This window comes from Paenibacillus sp. FSL R7-0128 (assembly GCF_038002245.1).
In the GTDB taxonomy this organism is placed as follows: Bacteria; Bacillota; Bacilli; order Paenibacillales; family Paenibacillaceae; genus Paenibacillus_AQ; species Paenibacillus_AQ silagei.
Genome location: NZ_JBBOCD010000001.1, coordinates 1068651 through 1094904, shown reverse-complemented (window position 1 = coordinate 1094904; position 26254 = coordinate 1068651). Strand labels below are relative to the sequence as shown.

Sequence of the window (26254 nt, the reverse complement as noted above, 5' to 3'; positions counted from 1 at the left end):
GTTCTCCTATCATAATGATAATGATTATTATTATCTATTGCACAAAGGAGACTAGAAATAAATGAAGCGATTGAAATCCCTCCAGATCATGCTCCTTGCCGTGCTGCTGCTGATACTGGCTGCGTGCAGCAATGGAGCAAGACAACCGGCTTCTGAAGAACCACGTCCCTCCGCCTCCCAAACCAGCGATCAGGGGGCTGCGGAAACGGGCACACGCACAATTACCCACCTTAAGGGAGAAGCTGTGATTCCGTCCGAAATCGATAAGATCGTTGTTCTCACAGCAGAGTACATAGATCATCTGTTGACTATCGGAGAGAAGCCCTCCGGTGTGAACACAGAGGTCCGGTACGGAGGAGAGTATCTTCCCTATCTGGCTGACAAGCTGCAGGGGGTACAAACCGTAGGTTCGGCGGATAATCCCAACCTTGAGGCCATTACCTTGCTTGATCCGGATGTGATTCTTATTGAGAGCCGGACGGCCGAGAATTCGTATGAGCAACTGAACAAAATCGCCCCTACCATCGTTCTTGGAAATGAATGGCTTGATTATGGCGACGATACTTCCTTTTGGACCAAGGACCTGCTAACCATTGCGGAGATGTATGACAAGACGGACCTGGCGAAGGAAAAAATTGCTGAACTGGAACAGAAAACGATCCAGGCCAGCGAGAAAATCAAAGTGCTGGAGAACAAAAAACTCGCCTACCTCCGTGTACGGGAGAAGACACTCCAAGTGTACGCACAGCAAGGTCATCCAACCAATGCACTCCTTTACCAGGATCTCGGATTTGAACCCGCCGCACTTACGCCGTCAGAGCAGAGAGAGGATTTATCTTTGGAGAAAACGCCGGAGCTGGGAGCAGATTTCATCGTCCTTGAGATGGACCCGAATGCCCGCGATTTCCTGGACAACATGCAGAAGAGCGCACTCTGGAAGAACATCCCTGCCGTACAGGGAGGAAAGGTTCATGAGACCGATTCCTTCTGGCTTTTCAAGGGCTGGGGGGTTATCGGCCGGGGCGAGATTATTGATGAAATAGTGGCATGGATGGAGCCATGAGCAGCGCTGAACCTTTTGGGAGCCAGTGGATACAAGGTTTTATGCAGCAGCATTTTGCCTTGACGGTCACGGAGAACCGGAGTAATTCTTTTCCGTTCAGTACAGAAGATCTATTGGACGAAGCGAAGCTTCCGCTAATTATCGGGCAGCAATCACTCCAGCTTGGGCAGCCTCCGGGAATTGTAGTAGGAACTTTGTTTGCCAAAAGGTACTCGGTGTTGATTATGGGACTGGCCGCCTCCATCACTCTCTTCGATACCCCGCTCTCCCTGCTGCCCGGCGCTTTACGGTTCAGGCTAACGGATGCAGGAATGATGCAGTATGAAGCGGAGACCGCAGCCACGGACAGATGGTTTGATAACTCTTCGGAAGTCCGCCAAGCCTGCCTTGCCAAATATCTGGAACACCTGCTGAAACATTTGCGGCAGGTGTTCGCAGCGGTATCAAGTTATACGGGAGCCAAGGAACGAGTCATGTGGTCGTTGGTTTCGCATAATTTGCATAACCTGTATGGAAGGCTGCGCACGGACAGGGGCCTCTGGGACTCTGAGGATCGGGGCCGGATCATCGGCCAGGATTATAATACCCTGCTTCAGCCGGAGAAGCCGGATGAATTATCCATGCGGTTCCGCAAGGTTGAGCATCCGAAGCTGCGCGGCCGCTCATTATATCTGCGCAGGCATTGCTGTCTGGCCTACCGGATCAGGATTGGGCCTGATGCCGGAGAGTATTGCAGCACTTGCCCCAAGCTATCACCGGAAGACAGATGGAATATATTAGACAACTAAGCAACGCCCATCCCCGGTTCAGGATGGGCGTTGCTTAGTTCTGTTCTGCTATCCTCTAGGACCACTAATAACAATAACATCCCGGTTATAGCTGCCCCCGGCAAACGCGATGCCTTCCGGCTCCGTCTTGCGGGGCAGCAGCGCTTCAGAGATAATATTGCCGGTATGGTCGAGGTAGCTCGTGACATCGACACTCTTATGATAGAGGCAGATGTCATCCACCCGCTCCTCCATATCGATACGCAGCGCGGTTGCCTCCTGCACGGAGAGTAATTCCCCTTGCTGCCGCACAGGCAGCCGTTCGGCATGCACCTGCGGCTTCGCTGCCCCGAACGGAACGGCAAGGGTTACGATGGCTGCACTGCCGGTTAGGGTAAGGGAACGCTTCATGACCGGACTCTCGTGATAGTGCCCCTGCTTGAAGATCAGGCCCTGCTCCAGCGTCAGCCGGTCCTCCGCCAGCCCGGAGGGCAGCGGCTTCAGCAGCAGATTGGCCCCCTCAAGCTGCGAGACCACTTCCCCGCTGAGAGAATCGTAGGTTGCTGCACCCGGCGGCAGGTGGAAATACTGCTCATAGCGGTGCTGCCCTTCTGCTTGGAACAGGTCCACGATCAGCCAATAGCTGTTCTTGACGAACAGCACCTTACGGGAGTGAACCACCGGATCTTCGTACCGGGTATATCCGTACTGGCTTGCAAAAGCATAATCATAGACTTCACTAAATTGCGTGTCCCAGATTCTGCAGCTCGCCGTAGGCGGCGTATTCCAGTGGAAGCTGCGGACATGCTGGTCCTGACCGTCGACAACTACAGTGTTATGGGCACGGGTCGAGACTGTATATTTACGTTCTTTGTTCCACTCGAACAAGCCCATACCCGAATCCGCCAGCAGCTCACGTCCTCCGGCGTAAAGCACCAGGCTGAGCGCATCGGAATGCGCATGCCCGCCGATCCCGACACCTGCCCGCATCGCCATGTACATATCGTCAGGACTCCAGCCCTGGCGCGAGGTTACATAACCGCCTGCCGGGAAGCAGGCTGCCGTCTCCGCCGGCTCAACAGCCTTGAGCTGATCATACTCCGCCGCAGCCTCCGGCCCCACTCTCCACAGCAGGGAGAACGGCAGCCGCTCATGACCCAATGCCTTGAAGTCCCCCCGCTGGTACAGGTAAGCGCCCAGGCTCATGACATTATGCAGCTCGCTGAGCACCTGAACATCGGTATCGCCGAACTTGACCAGCTGCCCGTCCGGTGCCAGCAGATGCATCGTGACGACATACATCTTCTCCAGCGTCTCCCGGTATTCTCCGGCATCGATGCCGAGCTTCTGGTACAGAACCACCAGTTCATACAGCTCGCGCATGACGATCAGGTGGTAATTCGGGCTGCCCTCGAACTGTACCCCGTCGGCGTAGACGTTCTCAAGGATGTATCCCGGCAGCTTACGCCCGGCGTATTCCAGCCACTCGGCGGAATCCTTCAGCTCAGGCAGAAGCAGCGCCGTCTGAGTCAGCCCCCGGAGCTGCATGCAGACATGATTGCCGCCGCTCGCATGGTATTTGCGCACATATTCGCCGTGCTGCTGGAAGGACTGAATCAGCTTCAGCTTCACCTCAGGCTCGAAGGCCGGAGAGCCGAAGAAGGTAATGAAGGCTTCCGGCAGCATGAACATCCGCACACCGGCCGAGAGGGGGTCCCAGCTACAATGCTCCGCCCGGAACGTACCATCCACCGGCATATGGTTATCGTCAATGAAATGACTGATCATATCATTGAAGCATTTGGCGTATTTATCATCCCCGGTCAGCGCGTAGGCTCTGGACAGACGCTTCACATAGACGAACCGGGTCAGATGCAGCTGATACTGCGAGCTGTCGAACAGCCAGCTGTTCCAGTCGTAGCTTCCGTTCCGGAAGACCACTCTTTTCCCTTTGAACAGGGGGATATCTCCCTCCACAATCCGGTCCGCCTCGGTAATATCCTGCTGCGCCTCCTCCTCTCCGCTGTAATGGCTGGCAGCGTACGCCTTCAGCTTGGGAACATCCTTCACATCAAAGTAGTATCTTCCGTTGTTACCCGCTGCAATGACTTCTAAATAAGCATCCCGTGCACCGGGGACATCGCCTATATCCAGCTTAGCCGCTACTCCGGCAAGCTCCAGTCTGGTCAAGTCCAGCCTCGTGCTTAAGAATTTTTCAGCAGATAACTGCGGCTTAGTGTATGCGGGATTGTGCCGCAGATCTTTATACCCCATAGTCAATTCTATCATCACCTTTATATTCGCGGATCTCTCCGCCTGAGTCTATTCCTTAATCGAACCAAGCATTGCTCCCTTGGCAAAATACTTCTGCAGGAACGGGTACACTATGACGATAGGCAGCATCGCCAGCAAAATGGCCGCATTCTGGACATTGGGTCCAAGGTTGGCCGCAAGCGAAGCATCCACCGCTGCCTCTGCCGAGATATTGGAGGCGCTGATCGCCACCATCTGCCGTAGGAGCGGTTGAATCGGCCAGCGTGTCGTATCATTCAGATAGATAACCGCCGAGAAGAATTCATTCCAGAACTGCACCATGAAGAACAGGGTGAACGTGGCGATAATCGGCTTGGACAGCGGCAGCACGATCGAGTAGAGAATCCTGAATTCCCCCGCCCCGTCTATTCTTGCCGCTTCGTCCAGACTCTCAGGCAGGCTCTGGAAGAACGAGCGGATGACCATGATATTGAAGGCACTGGAGGCTGCCGGAAGCACTACCGCCCAGTAAGAATCGATCAGACCCAGATTTTTGACGACCAGATAGTTCGGAATCATGCCCCCGTGAAAGATCATCGTGAAGAAAATAACCAGGAGCATGATCCGGCGTCCGGGCAGAAATTTCTTCGACAGGGCATAAGCCAGTGTAATCGAGACAAACAGGCTGAGCACCGTGCCCATCGCCGTGATAATTACAGAGTTCTTGACGGAGGTCAGGAACGTATTCGCATTCAGCAGATAGCTGTAGGCGTCCAGTGTCCAGTGCTTGGGCCAGATGAAGAAATTCCCGGCCATCGAATCTCCCGGCGGACTGAACGAGACCGCGATAATATATAGAAAAGGCAGAATAACCAGCAAGCTGATTAAGCAAATCATGACTACAATAATGGTGTCAAACCAGGTTGCCTTAAGCTTCATAACCTCTCCACTCCTGTTCTTGTTCTAGAATATGCCTTCCTCACCCAGCAGCTTCGCCGCATAATTGGCCCCGAGGACCAGGATCAGACTGGCAACGGATTTGAACATGCCTACGGTAATCGCGAAGCTGTAATTGAATTGCTCCAGACCGACATGGTAGACGAACAGATCGAAGACATTGGAGACATCCAGGTTAAGGCTATTGGTCATCAGGAAGATCTGCATGAAGTTGGAGTCCATCGAGGAGCCCAGACGGAGCAACAGCAGAATCACGATGGTCCCTTTGATGCCGGGGAGGGTGATATGCCAGATGCTCTGCAGACGGCTCGCTCCATCCACCTTGGCTGCTTCATACTGCTCAGGGTTAATTCCCGCCAGTGCCGCCAGGAAGATAATCGTGCCCCAGCCCGCATCCTTCCAGATGGACTGGAAGATGACCAGCGGCCGGAACCATTCATTGCTAACCAGGAAGTTGGCGCTGCCGTCGAACCACTGGCCGAGGTAATGGTTAATGACGCCCGAAGGCCCGAAGAAGGAAATCGTAATCCCGTAAATCACGACCCAGGAGAGAAAATGAGGCAGATACACGATGGTCTGCGAGACACGCTTGAACACCTTGAGCCGCACTTCATTCAGGAGCAGCGACAGGAGGATCGTGAAGGGGAAATAAATGATCAGATTCAGCAGACTGATCAGCAGCGTATTTTTCAGCAACATATAGAAATCGGAGGTTCCGAAAAACTGTCTGAAATTATCCAGCCCCACCCAGGGACTGTCCATCATGCCCTTGAACGGGCTGTATTCCTTGAAGGCCAGAATGAGTCCTGTCATCGGAATGTAATGAAAGGTGAGAAAGTAGAGAATACCCGGTGCTGCCAGTAAGTAAAAGGGCCATAGCTGATGAAACCGTTTGGGTCGTAAAGCTCTCTGCACAGGCTAAACCTCCTTATCCAAATGGGCAAAAGAAAGGGGAAAGCCCCCTCCTTTGCCTCTGTATATAGTGTTGTTGTATTACTTCGCGGAATGCTCTGCGTTATACTGGTCCTGCAGTTCCTTAGTGATCTGCACGCCCGGACCCTCCGTCCAGGTATCAATCTCCTTCTGCACATCCTCCCAGGCTCCCTCGCCCAGCACATACTTCGTCATGACCGCACTCATTTTCTTATAGCTGTCCGGATTCTTGCTGGCGTACTGTGAGTTGTAGCTGAGGAACGGATTCTCCACCCCGATCTTGCTGATCGTATCGAGAGTTGTCTTTTGCAGCGCCAGGATGTCCGGCTCCTTGGAGTTGGCGTATACATATGGATCTGCACGGTTCTCCAGGATGAAATTGTTCGGCTTATCCAGCTCATACTGCTTCTTCTGCTCCTCGGTCTGCACCGCAACCCCATTCTTGAAATCGCTGGAATGGATGCCGGTGACTCCCGCTTTGGAGAACGCTACATTCTCCTCGGAGGCCGTGAAGTCAAGGAAGTCTACAATCTGCTGCACCTTATCCTCCGGCACGGAGCTTGGAACCGCCCACAGTCCGTAGTACCCGGAGAGTACAGAAGCACCCTTCTGTCCGTTCGCGCCTTCAAGCACATCGACAATCGCGATTTCGGCCTTCGGGTCGGTCTGCTTCAGCTTTTCTACGTTGGTCTCTACAATATCACTGACATTCCCGACAAAAGCACCCGCAGTGCCCGCAAGGAACTTACTCCGCGCCTGCCCCTGGTTCTTCAATACCGGCGCATCCTTGTCGATCAGGCCCTTGCTCCACGAATCTCTCAGCCACTCCAGGAATGCCTTGTATTCAGGCGTCTGGAAATCACGGACCACGTTGTCGCCGTCCAGCTTCCACACATTAGGAATGCCAAAGGCATACTGGATCGGGAGGACACCCGAGAACGGCCCGGGGCTGTTCACACCGTCTGAACCGTAGATCGTGAACGGGATGGTTTTGCCGCCGCCCGCCGGGTCCTTCTCCTTGAACACCGCAAGCGCATTCGTCAGCTCGTCCATCGTCTTCGGAACCGGCAGATTATACTTATCCAGCCAATCCTTGCGGATCAGAATATTGGCTTCACCTCCACCGTAGAGACCGCGAGGGCGGGGAATCCCGTAGGATTTGCCGTCAATCTTGGCACCGTTCCAGACCACCTCATCAATCTGGCTGATATTCTTGGTCTTCGCAAGGTAAGGGGTCAGGTCATGAAAAGCGCCCATTTTCACCAGGTTGTTGAATTTATCGTCCTTGCCGCCATCCATCAGCAGCAGATCATAGGAATCTCCGGCCGATACTGCCACAGAGAGCTTATCCGTATAGGCTTCGGATGGCACGAAGGTTACGTTCAGATCTACATTGCCGCGCTTCTCCAGATCCTCCAGTGCCTTGTTGTTCGTCATCTCCGGCGGATTGCCGAAAAGAATGGTCATGGCCTTGATGCTAGCCGGCTTGCTAGCCGCACCGCTTGGTGTACTGCCTTCCGGTGCCGCTGTGCTGCCTGCCGCTGAATTATTACCGCTGCCGCAGCCCGCCAGTGCAGTTACCATCAACGCCGCCGAAGCTACAAGCGGTACAAGCTTTTTTGTAATATTCATTGTCATCCCCCATTTGCTTGTATTGATTGCGTTTACATCGTGCTTACACTTTGGATTATAGAAGACGCCGGAGCTTAAGAACATGCCGGATTCCAGCCAAAGTGTCACCATTTTTAAGATTTGCCGGGCCGCAGGTATCTCCATGTCCGTCAATGTACTATAATCTGTTTAGGATAGCCTGCCCGGTATCCGTAGTCCAAAACCCTTAACGGATGTGACGCTATGAATTCACCCTTTTTCAGCTTTTTGCGGCGGAGCTTCTATATTAAGATGATTGTGGTCATGTTCGCCATCTCGGTGGTTCCGCTGATTGTGCTGTCCTTCATCTCTGTAAGCGTATCCAGTACGACGGTGGAGCAGCAGGTGAACCGCCTGAATGCCCAGCTCGTCAATCAGGTCGTGGACCGGATTGAATTAACCATGACCCGGCTGCGGGAGCTCAGCGAGCAATACTCGCGGATCTCGTCCATTCAGAGCGCGCTGGTCTCGCCTTCTGCCCAATATTTTGAAGAGGTGGTCCGCAAAAAGGATCTGATCTCCGTGCTCAGCGGCGCGTCCGCCATCATCGGGAATGTGGAGGGCCTACAGGTCTATTCCGCCGTTACAGGAGAGGTTCTCTCCTCCACGGAAGCCCCGGCCATGCTGGAGGAGTCCCCGTACCGGCCGCTGATTGAAGCGTATCTGGCTTCGGGACGGCCGAATCTTTTTCTGGACAAGCATTCGCTGCCTGAGCTGGCTATTCTGAATTCGTCTACCTATTATATCTCACGCGTTCCCTTCGACTTATATAAGGACCTGAAGGGCGTGCTGCTGATCTCCATGAATAATAGCCAATACCAGCAGCAGATTGAGAATATCCAGCTTGGAAGCGAGGGCTCTATCTCCCTGCTGACGGAAGACGGCCTGACCATTGCCACGACCAGCAAGCTGGATAAGCAGGCGGATAAGCAGCGGGTTCAGGAGATTCTGGGGCGCTGGAAGGAGCTGAAGCGCCCGGATCAGTTCGCGGCAGGCTCCTCTATTGTCTCTGTCAAGCAGACCTCCACCTACGACAAGTGGATCGTGCTCTCGGAGATTCCGTCCAAAGAGCTGACGGCCAGCGCCGAGATTATCCGCCGGACGGTTACTTATTTTCTGCTGATTCTGGTCTGTCTGGGGGCGCTCTGTGTGGTCGGCTTCGGGTATCAGCTCTACCGGCCTCTACAGGCTGTGAAGCGGCAGGTCGATGCTCTGAAAAAAGGGAATTTCGATGCCCGGGTCACCCATTTCGCCAATAATGAAATTGGGGATCTGGGCCGGATGCTCAATACCATGGCTGTCCGCATACAGGATCTGCTGGCAGACCTGCATGATTCGGAGGATCTGAAGCGCAAGCTGGAGATCCGGGCGCTGCAGTCGCAGATCAACCCCCATTTCATGTACAATACCCTCAATACGATCCGTATGTTCGCCATGATGAAGGATTATGAGAAGATCAACTCCCTGATGGGACGGCTGGTGGCCTTGCTGCGGTATTCGATGGAGAATTTCGAGCAGACGGTGCAGCTCCAGCAGGAGCTTGATTATCTGGCGGATTATGTCGGGCTGCTGAATATGCGCTACAAATGCCAGATTCATCTGGAGGCTGAGATTGAGGAGCCGCTGCGGGGCATGATGATTCCGAAGCTGGGTCTGCAGCCGCTGATTGAGAACTCCGTGTTCCACGGCATTCTCCCGCGCAAGGCACCGGAAGGGCATATCCGTGTGCGCGTATACAGAAGTCCCGGCGGGAGCCATATTATTGTACAAGTCGAGGACGACGGGAACGGTCTGGAAGAGGCTGAGCTGAGGAAGCTGCAGCTCCAGCTCCAGCAGGAAGAGTCTGCCGAGAACATCGGACTGCAGAATGTATGGATGCGTATGAAGCTGCTGTTCGGGGCGGAGACACAGATCCTGCTCACCAGCGCTCCGGGCGAAGGCTTGACCATCCGCATGCTGCTGCCGTCCGGGAACGTTCTGATTAAGGAGGAACATCATGAATCACTATAGAGTTGTCCTTGTGGAGGACGAGATTCCGGCAAGAACGGTCTTCCGGCATTTCATTGAAGAGCGCGCTGACCTGTTCACCCTTGTCGGCGAAGCTGAGGATGGCCGGGACGGGCTGGAGCTGTTCCTGAAGCATAAGCCGGAGCTGATTGTTACCGACATTACAATGCCGGGCATGAACGGGCTGGAGATGCTGCGCGAGATCGAACGGAGCGGGGCACCTGCCCCGCAGATCATTATCCTGACTTGTCATCAGGATTTCCACTATGCCCAGCAGGCCATTCATCTGAAGGCGGCTTCCTACCTGATTAAGGATGACTGCCTCTCCGATCCGGGCCTGCTGACCCGGACGATGGAGGAGCTGGCAGTCCTGGCGGATTCACGCGGCGAGACGAGAGACAATTATCTGCAGCTGGAGCAGCAGGTTCGCCTGAGCGAAGTCGAGATCGAGCAGAGCCTGTTCCTCGACATGCTGCGCAGCCCGGCGGCTGAAGCCAAGTGGCTGCGCAGTCTTGCGGACTCGCAGCTCCCGCTTCACGGCCAGGGCTTCATGACCCTGCTGCTGGAGCTGGACCGCAACTCCCTGCGCTTCCCGATCGACCAGCTGGAGGAGCTGAAGCTGTGGCAATTCGCCGGGGTGAACGTGCTGAAGGAGCTGCTCGGCAGCATAGGCCCGCATAAGGTTATCGCCCTCGACAAAGGGCGGTTCCTTGCCCTGTATACCGACAGCTTCAAGACGGAGAGACCCCGCTTCCTGGAGCAGGTGCTGGAATCCTTGGCCGCGAATCTCCGGATGAGCTGCATCGCCCTGCTGTGCAGCTTCGAACAGGGACTGGAGGACCGGCCGGAGGCACTGAAGCGGCTGGCTTCGGCGCCGTACCCGTTCTTTTACCGCTGCAATGAGCTTATCGGCATTGGGGAGTGGGGGCAGCTCTCCAGCTTCCAGCGGATTCCTGAGCCGCAGAGCCGCTTCTGGAGCAAGGTGCTGAAGAAAGCGCTGCTGGAGCCGCATCTCAGCACGGCAGCTCTGGAGCAGGAGCGCCAATCCCTGCACCGTCAGGCGATGGAGCAAGCCTGGGACCCGGAGCAGATCAAGTCCCTATATCTGCGAGTCTTTCTGGATATGAGCCATAACGTTATTGGGGCGGAAGGCGGGGCGGATCTCGAAGCAGAGCTGCGTGTACAAATCGAGCTGTGCCAGACATTCAACGCTGTACATGAGATCACCTGCGATCATTTCCGTAAGCTTCAGCAGCTTCAGGAGGGCGGCCGGAAGATCGATGCCTCCATCACACGTATCATTCAACAAATGCGCGAAGATCTCAGCTATCCCTACAAGCTGGAGGAGCTGGCCGCTTCGATCAATTACAGCGTGCCCTACTTCAGCTCCATGTTCAAGAAGGCCGTCGGCGAGAGCTTTGTCCAATACCTGACCCGCCTGCGGATCGAACAGGCCAAGCTGCTGCTGCTCACCACCGACCACAAAACCTTCGAAATCTCCGAATCCATCGGCTTCGAGAATTACCGGTCCTTCAACCGGATCTTCAAGAAGGAGACTGGCGTCTCCCCCTCCGATTACCGCCGTCAGGGGACCCAAAGCATATAAATTCAGAAACAGCAGCATGGCCTACGCGCGCTCCCGGTCCCATGTGGTCGGTTTTTCGATTACATTTTGCCTACGCGCCCGCGCAACGCCGATTGTGGTCGGTTTTTCGATTGTATCCGGTTTACCGCAAAAAGCCCCCGCCTTCACCGGAAATTCCGGTGAGGACGGGGGTTACCCTTGTTAAGCTAAGCCGTCAGGTACGGCGGTTCACGAACATCAGCATAAGTGCGGAGATGACAATGATTGAGCCGACCCACATCCAGGCCAGCGTCATATTGCCGCCATCCACCGCTACATAGATCGCGGTAGGCACGGTCTGGGTGCGTCCCGGAATATTGCCCGCCACCATAATCGTTGCCCCGAACTCGCCCAGCCCGCGGGCGAAGCCGAGGACATAACCGGCAGCCAGTGAACGCCCGGCCAGCGGCAGGGTCACATAGCGCAGCACCTGAAGCTCGCTGGCTCCCTGCGCCCTCGCTGCATCCTCAAGGTCCTTCTCTACCCCTTCGAAGCCTGCCTTGACCGTGCGGTATACCAGCGGAAAAGCAACCACAACAGCGGCAATGACTGCCGCCCCCCAGGTGAACAGAATCGTTTGCTCCGTGAACTGTTCATACAGCCTCCCGATCCAGCTCCGCCGTCCGAGGATCACCAGCAGGACGAAGCCGACCACGGTTGGCGGCAGCACCAGCGGCAGCAGCAGGACCGTTTCGACCAGGCTGTGTCCGAAGAACCGGCGTCCCGCCATCTTCCGGGCAGCCAGTGTGGCCAGCAGGAACACGATCATACTGGTTAATACCGCAATCTTGATGGACAGCCAGACCGGGGCGAAAAAGTCGGTCCAATTGATCTCCATCTCTTTTCACCCTATCTAATAGAAGTTACTTATTTCGCCAATTGAAACCCGTAGCCAGTAAAGACCGAGCTGGCAGCAGTTGTCTGTACATAGCTATAGAAGGCTTTGGCCTCCGCCTGATGCTTCGAATCCTTAACAATGCCCACCGGATAGTTAATCGCCTTGTGTACATGGCCGCCCACCGTCAGGGCGATCTTCACCTTCTTCGAGGTTAACGCGTCCGTCTTGTAGACGAACCCGGCATCTGCATTGCCTGTCTCCACATAAGACAACACCTGACGGACATCCTTAGCGAAGACCAGCTTGCTTTGCAGCGTATCCCATACCTTCTTCGCGGTCAAGGACTGCTGAGCGTATTGTCCGGCTGGTACCGATTCCGGCTGGCCTACGGCTACCTTTTTGAAGGCTGGAGCGGTAAGGTCAGTAATGGTTGTAAGCTTCGTGTTCGAATCGGAAGGCACAACGACGACCAATTGATTCTTCAGCAGCGCCTTGTGGTCTGCAATCAGCCCTTTATCCACCAGCGCGTTCATCTGCTTATCGCCTGCCGAGAAGAACAAGTCGGCCGGTGCTCCCTGCTCAATCTGCTTCTGCAGCGTACCTGAGGCGCCATAATTGAACACCAGCTTAATCTCAGGATGCTGCTTCTCATACTGCACAGCAATCTTGTCCAGACTATCCTGCAGACTCGCTGCTGCGGAGACAATAATCTCCGTCTTCTTCACTGCCGCCTCAACATCTCCTGCTGAACCCGCCGACACGCCCGCCACCATAAGCAGCACCAACAATCCCGCTAACCACTTCTTCAGCACACTCCATACCTCCCAATCCCTATTCTTTATTTTGATCATATTCTAGCAAGTTAAATCGAATTATACAATGCATTTGATTATGTTTGTATATGTTTAGTTATAATTAGTATCAAAACACCCCCACAAAGTGCAGCTTTAGCTTCGATGATGACTCAGGTACTTTGCGGGGACCCCAAAACATATAAATCCTAACAAAATAGGGACTCCCCTAATCCATACAACAAAAAAACCCCGCCCTATGTATATGGAAGAGGCCTGTTCTAAGGCTATTCGCAATAAACTTCTCACAGTTCCAGTTATTCGACCTTGAAAGCAACCTTGAAGCTTCCCTTGGCATCTTCCCCCTTGATTTCAATCCGGTATTTCCCGTCTTTCCCGGCTTCCACCTTCTCGGTACCTGATTCATTGGTTGCCAGTTCAGTAAGCACCTCATTATCCGGCCCGTATAACTTTATGGACAGCTGGCCCTTTTCCACCTTGGATTTGTAATCGATGCTGATCGTTTCGCCGCTTTTCATGCTCAGCTTCTTCTCCTCTGTGCCCGTAAAAAGCTTGTAGGAGCCACTAAACATGCACAGAATCTAACATAAAAAGTTAGAAGATAATTATTACTAATAATGGATAAAAAAAGATATGTTTGCTCTAGTGTACAAAAAGAAAAAGCCCTAATGTAGAGAGTGTAGGCAGGTTACCCATCACTCTCCACAAAAGGAGCTCAACCATGGGTAACATAACAAAAAATTCAGTTTTACGCAAGTGTTTGCAGCGTCTAGCGTTCCATTCTTTTCGTTGTCCATTCGAAGATCATTATTCAAAAAAACTTACCGTCGGAGCTGCCGTTACCCTTTTTGTAGAAGCCCAGTTCCAGCAGAGACGCTTTCTTCCCGACATTGTACTCAACCTGCAAACCAATTCGGAACTTCAAGACCTTATTGAAATCTCTACCATCCATGAGTCATCCTTGAATCGCAAGCTGGATGCCATTCCGCTTGCTTATCTGGAGTGGTTGTTTACGGAGCTCGTCCGGGAATTAAAAGTACGTAAAGCAGAAGCCAAGGGGATTCAACATTTTGGGAAATTGACTCCCGTCGATTCAACGAGCATATCCCTACCGAAAGTGCTGGGGGACTGGGCGTTTTATCAAAGCAAAACAAAGGGTGTCAAAATGCATGTCCGGCTGCTTTCTGTGGAGGCCGGATGTCATTTCCCGGATGAAATTGTGCTTTCCACCATCGGCGTGTCGGATCAGCAAGCGGTCAAACGTCTCGTGATTCCCGCAGAAACCACATATATTTTCGACCGTGGCTACGTGAATTACGGGAACTTCAGAGAATGGTCAGAGAGCGAAGGAGCGCTGCTATTTGTCGCCCGGCTACGTGCAAAAACAAAGTATACCGTGCAGGCCGAACGTCCAGTTTCTAGCCACAGCCCTATTTCCCGGGATGCGGACGTAGAGATTTTAGACAAAACGTCAGGTCAAACCTTTCACGTTCGCCTTGTGCAGTTTCAAGATCAGCAAGGGAAAGTCTACGAGGTGATTACGAATCGTCAGGATCTTTCCGCTGAAGATATCAGTGAAATCTATCGCTGCCGCTGGCAAATCGAGTTGTTTTTCAAATGGATCAAGCAGCATCTGGCGACCATACATTTTCACAATCATCATCCGCATGCCGTATGGGTGCAGTGTTACATCGCCATCATTACGGCACTGATCTGCCAGCTCATACATCTGGAGATCCAGACCTCCCAGAGTGTATGGAATATGCTGAGGATGATGAGATATTATGCCAGGGAAGACTGGGAAGACTTTATTAAAGCGCTGAATCGTGAGCCCACCCGCTCTTCGAAAGGGCGACAGAAGGTTCCAAAGCTTGAAGAGCCTCATGCACAAACGAAAGAGAAACGAGCGACGGTAAAGATCATTTTGGCATAACAAACACTAAATACCTTTATTTGGTAACTGAAGTCTACACTTTAAGTCTTGTCTCTCTTTTTTTTCATTGAGTCTGAAAAACGAACTGTAAAATTATTACTTTTGATGGATTGAGTTCATATGTCAGATTTTAAGCATGTGTAGTGTGTAGGAGCCGCTTATTTTGCTCTTTGTGCTGGACCCGACGTACATTATTTTCTTGTCACAGGAAGTCAGCAGCACCGACGCCATGACGATCAAAATCCCCAGTTTCATCCATTTATTCTTCATATCCCTAACACTCCCCGGTTTAGATTAGATGGCCGCAGTGCGGACAACGGATACCCTCATTGCCTGCATTAGATGCTATGTGAATATGATGCTGTTTCCTTGCCAGGAGATACAGGATCAGACCGATGAAATTAGGGATATAGATGACCGCAGTCACCCACAGCCAGGCATTCATCCGCCGCCGCGAGGCATCTTTATAAATGAATACCGCGATTAGCACATTCAGCCCCAGGAACAGCAGGGCCAACAGGCTTATCACGATGAGCCAGGTCAGATTCTCCTCCATAAACTCGCCCATATAGGGGCTTATAGCGTACCCCAGCGCAATACAGCTTACCAGGATGGTTGCTGTAAGCGCCCAAAAAACAAATTTCTCAACGGTTAAGTGAACTTTCATAAGACCCTCTCCCGCCTCCCATAGTACTGTACAACAGCAATGTTCCGGCGACCATTGGAGACAGGATGAACAGCAGCCCCATGCTGATCTTCCATTGCATGGCAGCCGGACCGGCCAGGAAATACAATCCCAGCATCAGGAATACCAGCCATTGCAGGACCATTAACCCGGAAAGGATTACCATTCTTCTGCGCCCGTGAATCCGCCGAATCGCATTAGAGACAAGCTCTGGTGATGGCGTGAGCGGCAGATTGAAATATTCCGTCAGCAGCCGGTCTTCTTCTCCGGACTCCTTCATTTAGTTCATCTCCTTCATTAGCTTGTGCAGCAGCTTCTTACCATGATTCAATCGGGATTTGACAGTTCCGAGGGGAACTCCCAGCACCTCCGCTATGCCCTCATAGCTGAACTCCTCATAGTAATACATTACGAGAGGGGCAAGGTAACGTTTGGGCAGACTCCGGAGGCATTCCTCCAGGAGCCGGTGCTCCTCATGCCGCAGCAGATCCTCTTCTGCCAGTGGAGCCGGGTCTCTAATATGTATAAGCTCCGCATCCGAGGACAACCAGGTCCAAAGGGCATACACGCTTTTCCACTTCCGGTAGCGGTCACGGTACATGTTGAAGGCCACCTGGAACAGCCAAGGCTTAAAGGGACGCTCCGCATCATACTTCTCCAGCTTGCGGAGCACACGTACCCATACCTCCTGGAACAAATCCTCCGCATCCTGCCGGTTCAAGGTAAGATGGCGGCAGAACCGGTATAAATCATCCCTATACCTGACAATGAGAAACTCAAGATGCTCTTGTTGACCGGACTTGCATCCTTCAACGAGCTGTTTGTCGGTCATCATCTGTTCTCCGCCCACCCTTTCAACCTACATTACGTAGCGTCCCGGATATTGTTCGAAAATTCACAAAGTTATTTTTGGGAAAAGTAGGGCTTCGGTTCACAGAACTCTGAGAAACGAATCTCCCATTCGGGAACCACGTTGGGCTAATTCTGAACTAAGGTTTAGCCCTGACCCGAGGACAGGACGGGGTTGGCTTAATTGCAATTCGTACAACTAAAATGCCCGATTCCTAACCCTTCTCACGTTTAGTTGTATTTCGTACATTTAAAAGGCAGCCTTCTCCCGTTTATCAGCTAATTGGGCAGATTTAGTTGTACAGAATACAGTTAGAAGATGAAACTATGCCTTTTGGCTGCTTTTAAGTGTACATTCTGCAACTAACACAGGAAACCACCTTCCATCAAAACAAGAGCTGTCCCAAGCAGCCATTAATATGGCTTGGAACAGCCCTTGCTAATACCTTCTATTCAGATTTAATTCTTCATCCGCGGGTCCAGCACATCCCGCAGGCCGTCGCCCATCAGGTTGAAGCCGAGGACCGTCAGCATGATAGACAGGCCCGGGAACACCACGGTCCAGGGAGCCTTCTGGATAAACTGGCGGGAATCGGAGAGCATCTTGCCCCATTCCGGGTCCGGCGGCTGAGCGCCCAGTCCAAGGAAGCCCAGGGCGGCGGCTTCAATGATGGCTGTCGCGACGCCAAGAGTGCCTTGAACAATGATCGGCGTCAGGCTGTTCGGCAGGATGTGGCTGAACAGAATCCGCCCGTTCTTCATCCCGATGGCCCTGGCCGCCGTAATGTACTCCTCGGACTTCAGGCTCAGCACCTTGGCCCGGACCAGCCGGCCGTAGGTCGGAATGTTGACGATGGCAATCGCGTAGAGCGCATTCTGCAAGGAAGGTCCCAGAATAGCTACAATAGCGATGGCCAGCAGAATACTCGGAAAAGCCAGCAAAATGTCAAACAGACGGGAAATGATCATATCCATCCATTTGCCGTAGTATCCGGCGAGGATGCCCAGCGCAGTGCCGACAATGATCGAGCCGATTACGGAAAAGAATCCCACCCAGAGTGAAATCCGCGCCCCATAGATTACCCGGGTGAACAGATCCCGCCCCAGATCATCCGTACCGAACCAATGCTCTGCCGACGGCGGCTTCAGGCGGTTCACCAGCTGCTGGGCCTTGAAATCATACGGGGCAATCCATGGCGCGAGCAGCGCAATCAGTACAAAGAACAGGATAATGCCAAGCCCGGCCATAGCCGTCTTGTTCTTGCGGAAGGCCTTCCATGCATCGCGCCAGGGGCCGGAGGCTTGATCCGCCGGAGCCTTAGGAGGTGGAGCCTGTAGTGCTGCCTGTCCCATTAGCTGCTCCCCCTCACTTGTAATTGATGCGCGGATCGATAGCGGCATACAGCAGATCCACCAGCAGATTGATGACCACAAAGATAAAGGCAATAATCAGAATCCCGGTCTGGATCACCGGATAATCCCGCGAGCTGATCGCTTCAAAAATATAACGCCCTACCCCGGGCCAGGCGAAAATCGTCTCGGTCAGCACCGCCCCTCCGAGCAGCGCCCCCGTCTGCAGACCGATTACTGTCAGCACCGGAATCAGTGCATTCTTCAGCGCATGCTTATAGACCACGAGGAACTGCGACATACCCTTGGCCTTGGCTGTACGGATATAATCGGAATTCATCACCTCCAGCATACTGGAGCGGGTCATCCGGGCAATGATCGCCATCGGAATCGTGCCAAGTGCAATACTCGGCAGAATGAGATGCTTAATGACCGTCCACAGCTGGTCCCACCGCCCGGCCAGAATCGTATCCAGCACGTACAGGTTGGTTATCGTCTCCACCGGATTGCGCTGGTCCATCCTGCCGATGGACGGCAGCCAGTGCAGCTTCAGCGCGAAGAGCAACTGCTCCATCAGCCCCAGCCAGAAGATCGGCATCGATACCCCAATGAGCGCGATGATCATCGCCGTATAGTCAAACCAGGAGTTCTGCCTCCAGGCGCTGAGGATACCGGCGTTCACTCCGACGAAGGTTGCGAACAGCATGCTGGCAGCCGTCAGCTCCAGCGTAGCGGCCAGATACGGTACGATTTCTTTGGCAATCGGCGTTTTGGTTCGGATCGAAGTCCCGAGGTCCCCCCGGGCCAAATCACCCATGTAATTAAAATATTGCTGCAGCCAGGGCTTGTCGAGGCCAAGCTGGTTACGCAGCGCCTGCTTGGATTGCTCGGTCGCCTTCTGGCCGAGAATCGTCTCGGCTGGATCACCCGGAATGGCATGGATAATAGAGAAGACGATCAGGGTCATGCCGATCAGCACGGGGAACAGCACCATCACACGTTTTATGAGGTAAGAGTTCAATTCCGTTCACCTTCCAAAGGTGTATTTATTCAAAATAAATCTCACTGTAATACTCCGTACCTGTCGGTCCGGGAACGAAGCCCTTCAGATTGGCCTTGCCGGCCAGCAGCGGTGTGGTATGAACCAGCGGAATCCATGGCGCATCGGCTTTGATAATCTCCTGAGCCTGCTTGTACAGCTCGGTGCGTTTGCCCTGGTCTGTCTCCTTCTGGGCGCCGGTCAGAAGCGTATGCAATTCTTCGTTCACATAAAAGGCACGGTTATTGCCGGGAATAGCATCCTTGTCCAGCAGGGTGTACAGGAAGTTGTCCGGGTCGCCGTTGTCGCCGGTCCAGCCTAGCATGAAGATATCGTCCTTCTCCCCGGCCTTGGTGTCATCGAGATAAGTCGCCCATTCTGGGGACTCAATAACGGTCTTGACCCCGATCTTCTCCCATTCTGCTTGAATCGCTTCGGCTACCTTCTTGCCGTCAGGCATATAAGGACGGGATACAGGCATCGCGTACAGTGTCACCGGATCAGGCAGTCCGTCAGGATAACCCGCTTCGGCCAGCAACGCTTTGGCTTTGTCCAGATCATACTCATAATCCTTCACACTGTCGTTATAGCCCCACAGGGAAGGCGGCATAGGATTCACCGCAGCCTGGGCCTGGCCGGCGAAGAATGCATCGATAATCTCCTGCTTGTTGACTGCATGGCTGAGCGCCTGCCTTACCTTCACATTGTCGAACGGTTTCTTCTTGAAGTTGAAGCCGAGGTACGCCACATTGAACGGCGGACGCTCAATCTTGGTCAGAGCACTGTTGCTCTCCAGCGTGGACAAGTCATCCGGGCTGAGATCTTCCATCAGATCGATTTCCCCGTTTTGCAGCGCCGTGAAGCGGGCTGAGTTGTCCGGAATCGATCGCACGATGACCTTGTTCAGCTTGGGAAGCCCTTCCTTCCAGTAGGCGGTATTCTTATCCAGTGTGATGGAATCATTGCGCTTCCACTCCTTGAACACGAACGGGCCTGTCCCTACCGGCTCATTCTTGAAATTCTCCTTTTTCTCCTTGACCGCAGCAGGACTGGCAATCCCGAAGGTGGTCATGGCGATATTCTGCAGGAACGGCGCCTGCGGCTGGTTCAGTACAAATTGAACCGTCGACTCGTCCACCGCCTTCACTTCCTTGATCACCCGCGCCCCGTCCGGACCGAACATGGAGTCATAGTAATCGAAAGAATCACCTTCGAATTTGTATTCACTGGCCGGATCACTCCAGCGCTGGAAATTGAACACGACTGCCTCGGCGTTGAAATCGGTTCCGTCATGAAACTTCACACCAGGATGCAGCTTGAAGGTGTAGCTCAGCCCGTCCGGCGTTACTTCCCAGCTGTCGGCAAGTGAGGCCTGGACTTCAGAGGTACCCGGCTTATACTCGAGCAGCGAATCGAAGACCTGATGCGCAATCTTCAGCGACTCCCCGTCCGTCACAATCGCCGGGTCCAGGGAAGCCGAGTCGCCCCCGCGCCCCAGAATCAGGGTATCCTGCGCTGTCCCGGAGGTCTCAGGTGAGCTTGCCGGAGCATTTGTTGCCGCCGTATTCCCTCCGGTATTTCCCGTGTTGCCTGTGTTGTTCCCTCCGCCGCAGCCGCTGAGCGCGAGCCCCGCGCCAAGCATCAGTACCAATGCGAGATTACCCCATTTGTTCATCTCCAGAAAGCTCCCTTCTTTCATTGAAATATCAAAGTGTTTATATAGAGCCGTGCAGGTAGCACAGCTATAAACCAAGGTTCTTCTGTATATGGCTCTAAGATGCAAGCAAATCAGGCAAGCGGTGTATTGGCTTCTCCATCATAGAGATGGCAGGCTGTGAAGTGTCCGGATTCTGTCTCCATCAGCGGAGGCCTGATCACCCGGCACTGCTCCGTCACGCGCGGACAACGCGTGTTAAATGCACATCCGACTGGCGCATTCGCCGGACTTGGTACCTCCCCCTGCAGAATGATCCGCTCCTTACGGATATCGGGATCAGGTTCAGGAACCGCAGACAGCAGAGCCTGCGTATAAGGATGCTGCGGCCGGGCATAAAGCTTATGCTTGTCCGTAATTTCGACAATCCGCCCCAGGTACATTACCGCTACCCGGTCGCAGATATGCTTCACCACACTGAGATCATGGGCGATAAATATGTAAGTTAAGCCGAATTCCCGCTGCAAATCCTGCATCAGGTTAATAACCTGGGACTGGATCGATACATCCAGCGCAGAGACAGGCTCATCCGCAATAATCAGCTTCGGATGGAGTGCCAGTGCTCTGGCAATGCCGATCCGTTGGCGTTGTCCGCCGGAGAATTGGTGAGGGTAACGCTGCAGATGGGCCCTGGACAATCCGACTACATCCGCCAGCCGCTCCACCTCTGCCTTGCGCTGCCTGGCATCGCAAGTAGCGTGTACAATCATCGGCTCTTCGAGAATACGCTGCACAGTATGACGCGGGTCCAGGGAGGAGAACGGGTCCTGGAAGACAATCTGCATCTCCCGGCGCTGCCGCCGCATATCTTCCGCAGACAGCTTCGTAAGCTCCTGCCCTTCGAACCAGATCTCGCCCGCTGTCGGCTCAATCAGCCGGAGCAGCGCGCGGCCGGTAGTCGATTTGCCGCAGCCACTCTCCCCTACCAGACCGAAGGTCTCTCCCTTGCTCACAGCAAAGGAGATATCATCCACAGCCTTCACACTGCCGCGTTCCCGGCTGAAGAAGCCCTTGTTCAGCGGATAATACTTCCGGAGTCCCTTGACCTCAAGCAGGCTCTCACTCATACCGCATCCTCCTGTTCACTGTCATGCAGCCAGCATCTGCAGCTGTGCTGCTCCTCTTGCCGTGTCAGCGCCGGAAGGCTCTGCATGCACAGCTCCATGACCTCCGGGCAGCGCGGTGCGAACCGGCAGCCCTGCATCTCTGTGCTGAGAATCGGCACATTGCCCGGAATGGAGTAGAGACGTTCCTTAGCTTCATCCATCCGGGGGACGGAGGCAATCAGTCCTCTCGTATACGGATGCAGCGGATTTTTGAAAATATCATGCACACTGCCTTCCTCCACCACCTTGCCGGCATACATCACAGCCACACGGTGGCACATCTCGGCTACTACGCCAAGATCATGGGTAATCAGCATAACGGCAGTGCCCTGCTCCTCATTCAGCTGGCGGATCAGCTCCAGAATCTGAGCCTGAATGGTTACATCAAGCGCGGTTGTCGGCTCATCGGCAATCAGCAGCTCCGGGCTGCAGGAGATCGACATGGCAATCATGACACGCTGGCGCATGCCTCCTGATAGCTGATGCGGGTACTCGTCGATGATCGCTTCCGGCCGGGGAATTCCAACCTTGCGCAGCATACCGACAGCATGCTCCCGGGCCTCCTTCCTGGAGAGACCACGGTGCAGGCGTACCGTCTCCATAATCTGCTGTCCAACCGTGAATAAGGGATTCAGCGAGGTCATCGGCTCCTGAAAGATCATCGAGACCGAATCCCCCCGGATCTTGCGCATATCCTTCTCCTTCAGCGGAACAATATCGCGGCCCTTCAGCAGGATGCGTCCGTCAACAATTCTCCCTGGGGGGCTTGGGACCAGCTTCAGGATAGACAGGGAGGTGACACTTTTACCGCAGCCGGATTCTCCTACGACACCCAGAACTTCGCCCGGATTAATGTAGAGATCGACACCATCCACTGCCGGAACCTCTCCGCGGTCCGTTAAAAAGTGGGTATGCAGGTTTTCAATGCTCAGAATCGGCTGGATCAAGTCTCTCCCTCTTTTCTGTTAAAAATTGAACGAAGGTCAAATGCCTGCTCAGGAAAACTATTTAAAAAGTTAGATATATTAACCAATACCTAACATAATAAGTAATCTAATTAACTTTAAATACATATTACTGTTATTTAATGTATAACTTTACTATGGATGTCCTATCTAGGCAAGGAAAATTTGTACATATAACTAACCCTATGAATTTTATATGAATATATCAGAGCATAAAAGTGTGAGGAAAATATACCTGCAGTTATTTGTACAGCGACAGCCACTTCTCCAGTTGTTGCTTCAGCACATCCCGGTAATATAGCGGCTCCATAATCTCAGCCTCTTCCTTGTATTTCATAATCCAATGAACGAAGCCGATATCCTGCTCCACAGCGACCTTGAAATGCAGGCTGCGGTTCTGGCGGTCCACCCTGCTCGGCTTCACAAACATCTCCTCCTGCTTCAGCCGTTCCATCATCCGCTGCGAGAATTTGACTCTGAATTCAACCTGCAGGCTGTCCTGTTCCAGGGACCACTTCTGCTCCATGAAGGACTGCAGATCGAACTGGTCTTTGGAGAACCACCTGTCCAGCGGATTGACACTGGAGAAGCCGTTAATATGAAAGGTACGGATGATCCCGAAGCGGTGACAGAAACCAATCAGGTGAAAACGATTCTCTAGCGGGACCAGGCAATAGGGATCAATCCGGATACCTTTTTCTTCGTAGGCGTTCTCACTATAGTCGGCCTGTATGCTTCGCTGCTTCATTACCGCATCCAGAATGTCGGTCAGAAAGAGGGGCTGGTCTCCCTGAGATCTGCTATTTTCCGTCCAGTTTGGTCCGGCTTCCTTTTTCGTACGCTCCATTGTTTCTTCCCTTTCTGCCTTTTGCTTATAATCTGCCGCCATCACTTTCTCGTATGCGTCTTCAAAGCCCGGGGGCAGCAAAGGTTTGATCTCCGCCATAATACTGCGCAACTGTGAAAAAGCCTCTTCTTCCTCTTCTGACCAATCCAAGGGGTACAGCGCGAAATTACCGATAAAAGCATACCCCTTGCCATGTCCCATATGAGTAATGGGGATATGCATGGCACTGAGCGCATCCATATCCCGATAAATCGTTCTCTCGCTGTTGCCGCATCGTTCCGCCAGCTCACGGGCCAGAATTCCCGGTTTGGCTTGAACTAGCGTAATGATGCGCATCAGCCGGATCAATCGGTCTGTCATATTCAGTTCTCCTTGACTTATGGTAAAATAGACCCATTATTTTTAAATAAACTAGTTATATATATCTATAACCAAGGATGTAATAACCGAGATAAGAAAATATAATAGAACTATTTTACTATGTTACCACATTTAGATATTACGCATTTCTTTATCTGCTCCGCCCGGTGTGATTCTATATTTGAGCCCTATGTATGGGTAATTCCTATTCTATCTACGCAGCTTCCCAGCAATTATCTCATTCCTATCCTGCTGAGCGGCAGATGCTCTGCCTCCAGTCTTTTATACAGCGCTTCCGCTTCTCTGAGCAGCTGCATATCCCCGGAGCGGGCAGCCATCAGGAGTAGTTGATCGGCCTGCCTGCGAAGAATATCTGCGGGTACCTCAGGCTTGTTCTTCATCCGGGCCTCCTGGGCTTCCGCGATTAGCGCCTCTGTCTGCAGCAGCGCCAGATGCTTCTCCACATGGAAGCAGGAGCCTGCCCCCAGCAGGCCGGTATGATGGGAATATTCGATTCCCAGCTTCTTGAGCGGCAGCTCGCGGATACGTTCCACCGTAGGCTGCTTGTATTGCCATTGCAGCCAGAGGGCTTCATGTATGCCTGCAGGCATACCCGCCATCATGAATTCCAGGGCGATGTACCTGCGCTGCCCGGAATGGATTTTGCCAAGCTTCAGGAGCAGTGATCTCCCCTCTCCATCTTCTGCACTACAGCCGTAACATCCTGTTACCTTGACATGACTTTCGAGCCAGACACGCAGCTCAATATCCCGGGCTACCACCTTCCGGCTCTTCTTGCGGGAATCCTCCCCTTGTAGCGCTCCCTTCCACTCCACGAGCAGCACTATTTTCTTGGCACCGCCTGCCAAAATACGCTCCTGGCTCCATGTAAACAACGTCTGAATACTTGCTTGCATATTTCCACCTCTTTCTTAATTTGGGTCTTCTATTAATGTACCAATATTGGCGGACAACTCCTTGTCATGGAATGTATGTTCGGTCCTATAATATCGACAAAAAAAGAGCCAACCTACCCCAAAAGGTGATTGCCTCTTTATGAAAGTCTATTCTTTTGTCAAAATATGACGAACAAAGTTTTACGCATTACATCAATCGGACCCGTCTGCCCGCCTTCTCATGCCGGAAGAACAGCCCAAGGGCCCAGGTTGCACACAGCAATGCGAAGAGGAAGAACAGGAGTGACCACACAGGGGCCGGTAAAATGGTCAATCTGGCCAGATTCGCTGCATCCCCTGCCCGGGAAGGTGTCACGACGGAAGCATAGACCAGGAATAAGGTCCCCATCACGGACTCCTCCAGGGTCAGGAACGCAAGAAACAGATAGTACACCTTGCTGACCTTCGGCCAGAGGAACAGCATCGCAGCATTCAGCAGAATGAAGCCGCTTAGCCAGATCATCCCGAAGCCGCCCCGTACATACAGCACAAGCATAATCAGCGCGACCAGGCTGGTCAGAACAAGCCCCCATTCCCGCTTATCTCTACTATAGAAATAGAAGAGCAGCAACGCGAACAGTGAAGCCAGAGGATAACCCGCCAGCGACACCAGGATCGCCTTGCCTCCGGCAGCAATCGCCGAATAGGTCACACCGCTGTGATCAGAATACAGCTCAATGCGCAGCACATTGCCGGAGAGCAGCAGAGTCATCAGCGCGTGGCCGAATTCATGGAACATGGTATCCAGATTACGGAATAAGGAGGAGAACGGAATAAACCGGGTCAACAGGGCGGAGCCCGCCAGGAACAACAGTGTTTTGAGCCATCTATTCATTGAATACAGCCCCTTTCCGTTCACAGTATACGTTAATTTGCAGCGACACTCAATATTATGGAAACCATCCCTGCCTTAACACTGTATTACCTCTTGGTTCTCTCCATAGATACAAAGGGTAATTATGCCTACAGCCGCCCGGGTTGTTCAAACGGCAAGCAGCTATGATAAAATGAGAAGACAATTAGCTCTAACAGGTGGTGATCAGTTGATGAAAAGACGGGTAACAGGAGTGCTGCTGAAGCTGCTGGGTTCGTCCCTGCTTATGCTTGGCCTTACTCTCACTTGGCCTGCCCCCGAGGCCAAGGCCAATTATCTGAATGATATATACAATGGAATCCAGAGCTTCTCGGAGCTTCCCGGAGAAGTCACCAAGCTGCAGGAGAGTTACCGGAAGACTGCAGAAGAGCTTCAGCAGACGAAGGAGGATCTCGGTGAAGCCAAGGACCAGCTGACGGACAGCCTGCAGCAAATGCAGACGTATCAGTCCCAGAATGCTGCCCTGCAGGAGCAGAACCGCCAGCTCAGCCAGGTCGTGGACGAGCTGAAGAATGACCGCACGGCGAGAGAGAACTACTTCAACCGGATCAAGGTGACGGTCATCTCCGGGATTGCTCTTCTGCTGGGCTACTTCCTGCTGATCCGGGTGCTGCGCTTCACAATGCGGTACCGCTCCAGAAGAAGCGACCGGCTGCGTTAAGGAGGATGAAG

General features: G+C 53.1%; 24 protein-coding genes. 6 read left to right on the top strand and 18 right to left on the bottom strand.

Annotated features, from left to right (window positions below; genetic code table 11):
* Positions 1–61 precede the first annotated feature (61 nt).
* Both NST26_RS04515 and NST26_RS04510 read left to right on the top strand, forming a co-directional pair.
* Complete coding sequence (locus tag NST26_RS04515) at positions 62–1063, top strand: iron-siderophore ABC transporter substrate-binding protein (protein WP_340978669.1); 1002 nt, start codon at positions 62–64, stop codon at positions 1061–1063.
* Positions 1060–1851 carry a hypothetical protein gene (locus tag NST26_RS04510; protein WP_340978668.1) on the top strand — a complete coding sequence of 264 codons (792 nt, stop codon included), beginning with the start codon at positions 1060–1062 and terminating at the stop codon, positions 1849–1851. Before NST26_RS04515 ends, NST26_RS04510 begins: the two co-directional genes overlap by 4 nt.
* Positions 1852–1899: 48 nt before the next feature.
* Here NST26_RS04510 and NST26_RS04505 read toward each other — a convergent pair whose 3' ends face one another.
* The 4 genes from NST26_RS04505 to NST26_RS04490 all read right to left on the bottom strand — a co-directional run bounded on the left by NST26_RS04505 (position 1900) and on the right by NST26_RS04490 (position 7605).
* Positions 1900–4104, bottom strand: coding sequence for an alginate lyase family protein (locus tag NST26_RS04505; protein WP_340980797.1), 2205 nt, complete (start codon positions 4102–4104; stop codon positions 1900–1902).
* Positions 4105–4152: 48 nt separating this feature from the next.
* A complete protein-coding gene (locus NST26_RS04500) occupies positions 4153–5022 on the bottom strand; it encodes a carbohydrate ABC transporter permease (RefSeq protein WP_036723143.1) in 870 nt (289 codons plus the stop codon).
* Between the two features lie 24 nt (positions 5023–5046).
* Entirely contained in the window at positions 5047–5955 is a 909-nt protein-coding gene (locus NST26_RS04495) for an ABC transporter permease (protein ID WP_036723142.1), read from the bottom strand.
* Positions 5956–6033: 78 nt separating this feature from the next.
* Positions 6034–7605: an extracellular solute-binding protein gene (locus NST26_RS04490; RefSeq protein WP_340978666.1), complete on the bottom strand. Its 1572-nt coding sequence runs from the start codon at positions 7603–7605 to the stop codon at positions 6034–6036.
* 222 nt (positions 7606–7827) lie between these two features.
* Between NST26_RS04490 and NST26_RS04485 the strand changes: the two genes are divergently transcribed.
* Both NST26_RS04485 and NST26_RS04480 read left to right on the top strand, forming a co-directional pair.
* Positions 7828–9633, top strand: coding sequence for a sensor histidine kinase (locus NST26_RS04485; protein ID WP_340978665.1), 1806 nt, complete (start codon positions 7828–7830; stop codon positions 9631–9633).
* Positions 9620–11236, top strand: a complete 1617-nt coding sequence (locus tag NST26_RS04480) for a helix-turn-helix domain-containing protein (protein ID WP_036723139.1) — start codon at positions 9620–9622, stop codon at positions 11234–11236. The genes NST26_RS04485 and NST26_RS04480 overlap by 14 nt, the downstream gene beginning before the upstream one ends.
* A gap of 193 nt (positions 11237–11429) precedes the next feature.
* Here NST26_RS04480 and modB read toward each other — a convergent pair whose 3' ends face one another.
* The 3 genes from modB to NST26_RS04465 form a co-directional block, all read right to left on the bottom strand.
* Positions 11430–12092 (bottom strand): molybdate ABC transporter permease subunit, encoded by a 663-nt coding sequence (gene modB / locus NST26_RS04475; RefSeq protein WP_036723137.1) that lies wholly within the window; start codon positions 12090–12092, stop codon positions 11430–11432.
* Between the two features lie 29 nt (positions 12093–12121).
* Positions 12122–12865 (bottom strand): molybdate ABC transporter substrate-binding protein, encoded by a 744-nt coding sequence (gene modA / locus NST26_RS04470; protein ID WP_340958148.1) that lies wholly within the window; start codon positions 12863–12865, stop codon positions 12122–12124.
* Positions 12866–13200: 335 nt separating this feature from the next.
* Positions 13201–13422 (bottom strand): hypothetical protein, encoded by a 222-nt coding sequence (locus NST26_RS04465; protein ID WP_340955758.1) that lies wholly within the window; start codon positions 13420–13422, stop codon positions 13201–13203.
* A gap of 203 nt (positions 13423–13625) precedes the next feature.
* Between NST26_RS04465 and NST26_RS04460 the strand changes: the two genes are divergently transcribed.
* A complete protein-coding gene (locus tag NST26_RS04460) occupies positions 13626–14837 on the top strand; it encodes an IS4 family transposase (RefSeq protein WP_340978664.1) in 1212 nt (403 codons plus the stop codon).
* A 289-nt stretch (positions 14838–15126) separates the two neighbouring features.
* Here the strand turns inward: NST26_RS04460 and NST26_RS04455 are convergent, their stop codons facing one another.
* The 11 genes from NST26_RS04455 to NST26_RS04405 form a co-directional block, all read right to left on the bottom strand.
* Complete coding sequence (locus NST26_RS04455) at positions 15127–15504, bottom strand: PLDc N-terminal domain-containing protein (RefSeq protein WP_339253901.1); 378 nt, start codon at positions 15502–15504, stop codon at positions 15127–15129.
* Entirely contained in the window at positions 15482–15802 is a 321-nt protein-coding gene (locus NST26_RS04450) for a hypothetical protein (RefSeq protein ID WP_340955762.1), read from the bottom strand. Before NST26_RS04450 ends, NST26_RS04455 begins: the two co-directional genes overlap by 23 nt.
* Positions 15803–16357 (bottom strand): RNA polymerase sigma factor, encoded by a 555-nt coding sequence (locus NST26_RS04445; protein WP_340955764.1) that lies wholly within the window; start codon positions 16355–16357, stop codon positions 15803–15805.
* A gap of 473 nt (positions 16358–16830) precedes the next feature.
* On the bottom strand, positions 16831–17724 hold the full coding sequence (gene nikC, locus NST26_RS04440) for a nickel transporter permease (RefSeq protein WP_036723130.1): 894 nt from the start codon (positions 17722–17724) through the stop codon (positions 16831–16833).
* A 13-nt stretch (positions 17725–17737) separates the two neighbouring features.
* On the bottom strand, positions 17738–18742 hold the full coding sequence (locus NST26_RS04435) for an ABC transporter permease (RefSeq protein WP_339253894.1): 1005 nt from the start codon (positions 18740–18742) through the stop codon (positions 17738–17740).
* 25 nt (positions 18743–18767) lie between these two features.
* On the bottom strand, positions 18768–20435 hold the full coding sequence (locus NST26_RS04430) for an ABC transporter substrate-binding protein (protein ID WP_340978661.1): 1668 nt from the start codon (positions 20433–20435) through the stop codon (positions 18768–18770).
* A gap of 113 nt (positions 20436–20548) precedes the next feature.
* Positions 20549–21541 (bottom strand): ABC transporter ATP-binding protein, encoded by a 993-nt coding sequence (locus tag NST26_RS04425; RefSeq protein WP_340978660.1) that lies wholly within the window; start codon positions 21539–21541, stop codon positions 20549–20551.
* Complete coding sequence (locus NST26_RS04420; RefSeq protein WP_340978658.1) at positions 21538–22527, bottom strand: ABC transporter ATP-binding protein; 990 nt, start codon at positions 22525–22527, stop codon at positions 21538–21540. Before NST26_RS04420 ends, NST26_RS04425 begins: the two co-directional genes overlap by 4 nt.
* A gap of 259 nt (positions 22528–22786) precedes the next feature.
* Positions 22787–23752: a helix-turn-helix transcriptional regulator gene (locus NST26_RS04415; RefSeq protein ID WP_036723123.1), complete on the bottom strand. Its 966-nt coding sequence runs from the start codon at positions 23750–23752 to the stop codon at positions 22787–22789.
* A 233-nt stretch (positions 23753–23985) separates the two neighbouring features.
* Complete coding sequence (locus NST26_RS04410; RefSeq protein WP_340978657.1) at positions 23986–24669, bottom strand: hypothetical protein; 684 nt, start codon at positions 24667–24669, stop codon at positions 23986–23988.
* A 187-nt stretch (positions 24670–24856) separates the two neighbouring features.
* Complete coding sequence (locus NST26_RS04405; protein ID WP_209879442.1) at positions 24857–25543, bottom strand: M50 family metallopeptidase; 687 nt, start codon at positions 25541–25543, stop codon at positions 24857–24859.
* Positions 25544–25751: 208 nt separating this feature from the next.
* Between NST26_RS04405 and NST26_RS04400 the strand changes: the two genes are divergently transcribed.
* A complete protein-coding gene (locus NST26_RS04400) occupies positions 25752–26243 on the top strand; it encodes a hypothetical protein (protein WP_339253888.1) in 492 nt (163 codons plus the stop codon).
* The last annotated feature ends 11 nt before the right edge of the window (positions 26244–26254 follow it).